Annotated in this window: 5 protein-coding genes and 1 tRNA gene; 4 read left to right on the top strand and 2 right to left on the bottom strand. The window is 61.4% G+C overall.

What is annotated here, in order from left to right; translation table 11 throughout:
• Nucleotides 1-193 (bottom strand): hypothetical protein (locus FJ398_25710; GenBank protein ID MBM3841288.1); only part of this gene is annotated, 193 nt, incomplete at its 3' end.
• 159 nt (nt 194-352) lie between these two features.
• On the opposite strand from FJ398_25710, the gene FJ398_25715 reads away from it, so the two are divergent.
• The 4 genes from FJ398_25715 to FJ398_25730 all read left to right on the top strand — a co-directional run bounded on the left by FJ398_25715 (nt 353) and on the right by FJ398_25730 (nt 5,033).
• Nucleotides 353-427: transfer RNA gene (locus tag FJ398_25715), tRNA-Asn, on the top strand.
• Nucleotides 428-696: 269 nt separating this feature from the next.
• Nucleotides 697-1,701 (top strand): ammonia-forming cytochrome c nitrite reductase subunit c552, encoded by a 1,005-nt coding sequence (locus tag FJ398_25720; GenBank protein MBM3841289.1) that lies wholly within the window; start codon nt 697-699, stop codon nt 1,699-1,701.
• Nucleotides 1,702-1,823: 122 nt separating this feature from the next.
• Nucleotides 1,824-2,138 (top strand): universal stress protein, encoded by a 315-nt coding sequence (locus FJ398_25725; protein MBM3841290.1) that lies wholly within the window; start codon nt 1,824-1,826, stop codon nt 2,136-2,138.
• A gap of 567 nt (nt 2,139-2,705) precedes the next feature.
• Nucleotides 2,706-5,033, top strand: coding sequence for a tetratricopeptide repeat protein (locus FJ398_25730; GenBank protein MBM3841291.1), 2,328 nt, complete (start codon nt 2,706-2,708; stop codon nt 5,031-5,033).
• A gap of 6 nt (nt 5,034-5,039) precedes the next feature.
• Here the strand turns inward: FJ398_25730 and FJ398_25735 are convergent, their stop codons facing one another.
• A complete protein-coding gene (locus FJ398_25735; protein ID MBM3841292.1) occupies nt 5,040-5,246 on the bottom strand; it encodes a zinc ribbon domain-containing protein in 207 nt (68 codons plus the stop codon).
• Between the last annotated feature and the right edge of the window lie 169 nt (nt 5,247-5,415).

The following is a 5,415-nucleotide window of genomic DNA, read 5'->3' on the forward strand; positions in this document are numbered from 1 at the left end:
TGCACTGGGCTTCCTCGAACCCGCGCTGACGCTGACGCAGGGTGAGATTGGCCTTAATCAAGTCGGGCAGGCCCAACGAGCGGAAGGCGCGCGAAACGCTGAGCAGGCCGGCGTGCGCGCTGGTGGCTTCGAGCAGGGGACGCTCGTCCAGGATGAACGGCGTCTTGTGCAGCAAGGGCAAGCAAGCAGCCACGGAATAAGATATAGAACGTCTATATCTCCCTGTCAACAAGAAATCCCCGCGGGTGGCGCTTTTTCTATGAAAACCGAGAACTTAGGCGAGGATCAGGGTGACGGGCAAAACTGTTGACGCACTGGCGGCCCGTGGTTAGATTGCGCCTCCCTTTTGGGTTCCAGAGTAGCTCAATGGTAGAGCAGCCGGCTGTTAACCGGCGGGTTGTAGGTTCGAGCCCTACCTCTGGAGCCAGTTTTCCTAAGGCAAACGATGGGTTCCCGAAACCAGACACAGATTTGGCACAAAAACCCGCCGAATCTGAGCAGCGGAATTACGCGTAAAGGGGTCAGTCCCACATATTGACACCGTTGCCCTGTTTGGGCAGGCTTTGGCGCATGGCACGCAAGCTCCGCATTGAGTATCCGGGCGCGATTTACCACGTGATGAATCGTGGCAGCCAGCGTTGCAGCAGGCTGGAATGAACCTCGACCGCAGCCATTGAGCTTGTGAAATCAACTGTGATGAGCCAGACCCCGGGATCGATCCGCTCTCGCCGCCACGACCTCGACGCCCTGCGCGCCACCGCGATGTTGCTGGGCATCTTCTATCACGCCGCGCTTTCCTTTGCCGCGGGGATTCCCTGGATGGTTCGAGATGTGAGTCAGGCCCAGGGTCTCAATCCGCACGCGCCCAAACTGCGCCTCATTCGCAAGGCGTTGAAGGACGCCATCGCCGAGAAGGGCGTCAATCCGTATTGGCCGGAGAAAAACGCGAAGAGTTTTGAGGCCGCTGACCGCCAGCACCAGCAGACCCTTGTCTGCGCCCAGTGCCATGTCGAATACACCTGCGGCCCGGGCACTGACAAGGTCGTCCGCGATCACTTCCCGTGGGTCAAGGCGCGCGACTTGCAGGATCACTACACCAAGACCTTTGAATACCAACAGGACTGGAAACACGCGCTCACCGGCGAGCCATTGATCAAGAGCCAGCACCCGGCGGCGGAAACCTTCTGGGAAAGCAAATACGAGCGGGCCGGTGCGTCCTGTGCCACCTGCCACATGCCCAAACTCACCTGGGGCGGCAAGACCTTCACCTCCCATTGGATGACCAGCCCGTTCAAGTATCTTGATCGCCACCTCAAGGGCGACAAACAATTTGGGGCTTACCCTTGCGCCGAGTGCCACAAAGTGGACGCGGACAAACTCCTGACCCAGGCCAAACGGGTGCAACAACATGTTTTCGATCTCCAGCGGCAGACGCAACAAGCGTTGAGCGACGCGATTGACGCCATCGTCGCGGCCAAAGCGGCGCAGGAACGCGGAACGGCGGTGGACACCGGCAAACTGAAGGAAGCAGTGCGTTTGCACCAACTGGCGCATGTGCGCTGGGAGAATTTGGTCGTGTTGGAGAACAGCATGGGCTTTCACAACCCCGAGGAAGTAATGCTGGAACTGGGCAAGGCGGTGGATTTTGCGCGGCAGGCGCAGTTGCTCGCTCGGGAAACACTCCAGCCCCCGGCTCGTTGACGGGCGCAATCCCTTGCGCGATGCGTCGCGCGAGGACGCAGGCTCAACACGGCTTGTCCGCCATTGGACTCCGCGCACCCTGATGAGCGCATGGCTCTGCAAATGAAGCTCCCTCCAAGTGGATTGCCAGTAACCACGGCTGGCTTGCCGCTCGCGACCGGGCCGCCAAACATTTCGCAGGCTTGATTGCCAACCCGTTGCCACTCAGCACAAGGGGCAGCACCACCGAGCGTGTCGTGCGTCACGCTGCCTGTCCCGTGCTCACGGTTCGCTCCCACGCCGAAGCGAAATCGTCCAGCACCAAATCCCGGAGTCTCGCGCCGAGCATCAACCGCATCCTCGTGCCGGTGGACTTCTCCGCGCCGTCTCGTGAGATGCTGAAATTCGCCGTTGCGTTCGCGCTCAATTCCGTGCCTCGCTGGTGTTGTTGCACGTGATGAATCGCATCAACGTGCCGTCGCGGGTGGTTTTATGCGCGACACAGTTCAGAAGAATCTGTTTCTTCGGAAGGTCCAAGGCCTCCGACCGGATTCCCTCTCCTTGGGGAGAGAATTCCTCGAAGCCGTTCGCACGTGGAACCCCAGAATGGCCCCCTCACCCCGTCCCTCTCCCCCTCGTAGGGGGCGAGGGGGACGTTCTTGGGAAGCTTCCTTGGTCTGATCACCATGCTCACGCCCCATGAACCAGGGCGAGTCCGTCCCGGCGAGCCGCTCGACTTGCATGGACCGCGTCCGACTCGGCTCGCCGGGGACAGGCTTGCCCTACCGTCAGGTTCATGGGAAGTTCCCACGGCCAAAAAGCCGTGCACACGGCCCTTGAGCCGAAAACCGTGCGGACCGCAGCCTTTAGGCTTCGGCGCACTCTCCGGGGTCGAGCGTTGAAGCGGCCTAAAGGCCGCGGTCCGAGGAGACGGTTCATGGGAAGAAGCACCCTTACAGCCGAGATGATTTGAGCCTGGGCCATGTGACTGTTACGCTCGGCCGAATCTTTCAATCGGCGATCAGATGCCTTGTATGTCCGCGCGAAAGAAAGCCTATCCAGTTTCGACCAACAACAAGACGCGGGTCGTGGTCATCACGGCCGTGTTGATCGTTGGAGCGCTCGGCATTGGTTTCTGGAAGTTCAAGTCATCGCGGCCCGCTTCAGACGCAGAGAATGGTCCGCCAGGCGCGATAAAACCAATTCCGAGGCAAAATGACGCCGCGACCTTTGCCCAATACGCAGGGTCACAAAGCTGCCGCGACTGTCACGCCGCGGCCTTTGACAACTGGCAACGATCTCATCATGCGCTGGCGGAGCGGGCCATGGATTTGGCCCTCGACAAAGCCGCTTTCGATCCGGCTCGCGAAATCAAGCACGGCACTCAAGCTTCGCAGGCCAGCTTCACGGCCGGACATTTCCAACTTCACACCCCTGGGCTGAAACAAAACCGCGAGTCCTTTCGACTGGATCGCGTCATCGGGGTCGAACCGCTCCGGCAGTTCTTGGTGGCTGGCGAGCGCGGTCGTTTTCAGGTGACGGAACTGGCTTTCGATCCGGGCCGCCGCGAGTGGTTCGACGTGTTTGGCGAAGAAGATCGCCAGCCGGGCGAATGGGGCCACTGGACCGGCCGCGGCATGACCTGGAACCAGATGTGCGCCGGCTGCCACAACACGCGTTTGCGAAAGAATTACAACCCGACCACGGACTCCTACTTTACAGCCATGGTCGAAGTCGGCGTCGGTTGCGAAGCGTGCCACGGCCCGTTGAAGAACCACGCGCAATGGCAAAAGGGGCGCCCGCAACCAGCCAAGAGCGATCCCACTATCCGGCGGCCGGACCGCGAGTTGACCCTGGCCACGTGTGGATCGTGTCACGCGCGCCGCGGCGAGTTGACCGGCGATTTCGCGGTTGGCGACCGTTTCTTGGACCACTTTGTTCTGATGATCCCGGATGAGTCGGACCTTTACTACGCGGACGGCCAGGTCCGCGACGAGAATTACGAATACGCCTCCTTTCTCAGCAGCAAGATGTTTGCGGCCGGTGTCACATGCATGGATTGCCACGAGCCGCACTCGGCGAAACTCCGAACCCTCGATGATTCCCTTTGCCAGCGCTGTCACGCCCCGCCCGTTCTGCCGGCGCCGCGGATCGATCCTGCCGCGCATAGCCACCACAAACCCGAGACTCCTGGCGGGCGTTGTGTGGACTGCCACATGCCCTTGACGACTTACATGCAACGGCACCCGCGCCGCGATCACGGCTTCACGATCCCCGACCCCCTCCTGACCGCGCAGCACGGCATTCCGAATGCCTGCAACCGGTGTCACACGGATCGCGACACCGCATGGGCTTTGGCAACAGTTGAGAATTGGTATGGGGAACGCATGAACCGGCCCTCGCGCTTTCGAGCGCAAACGGTCGCCAAAGCGCGAGCCGGCGACACCAACGCCGTGCCGAATTTGATGGGCTTGGCACGCGAGGAAAAAATCCCGCTCTGGCGCGCCGCCGCCACGCGTTTGTTGGAACGCTGGGCGGACATTCCGGAAGTCAAGACGGCCCTGCTGGAGCGAGTCGGCGATGCCGATCCGCTCGTCCGCGTGCAAGCCGCGCATGCGCTCGCGCCGCTCGTCGAAGGGAGTGACGCCAGGGCGCTGAACAGCTTGCGTTTTCTGCTGAACGACTCCGTTCGCGCTGTGCGAGTCGAAGCCGCGTGGGCGTTGCACGGGACGCTTGAAACCAACTCCGTCGCCGGCCAGGAGTTGTTCTACTCCCTGGACCTGAACTCCGATCAACCATCCGGCGCATTCCAGTTCGGAATGTTCTGGATGGACCGCGGTAATCCGGGCGAAGCCTTGCGCTGGTTTGAACGCGCCGTGAATTGGGATGGCCGTTCGGCGCCGCTGCGCGATGCGCTGGCGGTTTGCTTGAGCACGTTGGGCCGGAGCGCGGATGCGGTGCGCGAACTGGAGGCGGCGTGCCAGCTCGCGCCGAAGGACGCGCACTACCGATACAAATTGGGACTGGCGTTCAACGAGGTGGGCAAGCTCGCCGAAGCAGTCGGCGCGCTTGAAGAATCCGTGAAGCTCGATCCGCAACTGGCTCAGGCCTGGTACAATCTGGGTCTCGCTTACTCGGCTTCCGGACGTCTGGAGGAAGGCCTGCAAGCCTCGACTCGCGCTGAATCGATCGACGGCGCTTCAGCCCGCATTCCGTACGCGCGCGCAACAATTCTCGCGCGCCTTGGCCGGATCGACGAAGCCCGCCGCGCCGCCACGCGAGCCCTGGAAATCCAGCGCGACCACCGGGAAGCCGCTGCGCTGCTCGAACAGCTTCAACAATCAGCTCGGTAAGGTCGGTCAGCGCTTGGACCGCTTCACTTTCATCGAGAGAATACTGGGGCCGTGCGTGACCAGGCCGCTGCCGCCGACAATGACTCGGCGCACGGGCAGGCCCGTTTCGGGATCGACCTTGAGCGGCGGATCGCTCATTTTCTGCTGCACTTCAAATCGCTTTGGACGCTCGTTGGGTTTTCGCGGAATCGTTTCGTAAATGTACGTGGCCATAATCTGAACAAACGCTAGTGATGTGTCTCACAAATGGCTGGAGTTATGTTGCGCCCAAAACGGCCTGGGGCAAGGCGCGACGAGGGAGCATAGCCCCAGTGCTCTGCGACCGAGGAGCAACGCAGCCCCAGGCCGTTTTCGGCGCAACCCTTCGGGCCGCAGGTCTTTT

Source organism: Verrucomicrobiota bacterium (assembly GCA_016871535.1).
Lineage (GTDB): Bacteria > Verrucomicrobiota > Verrucomicrobiia > Limisphaerales > SIBE01 > VHCZ01.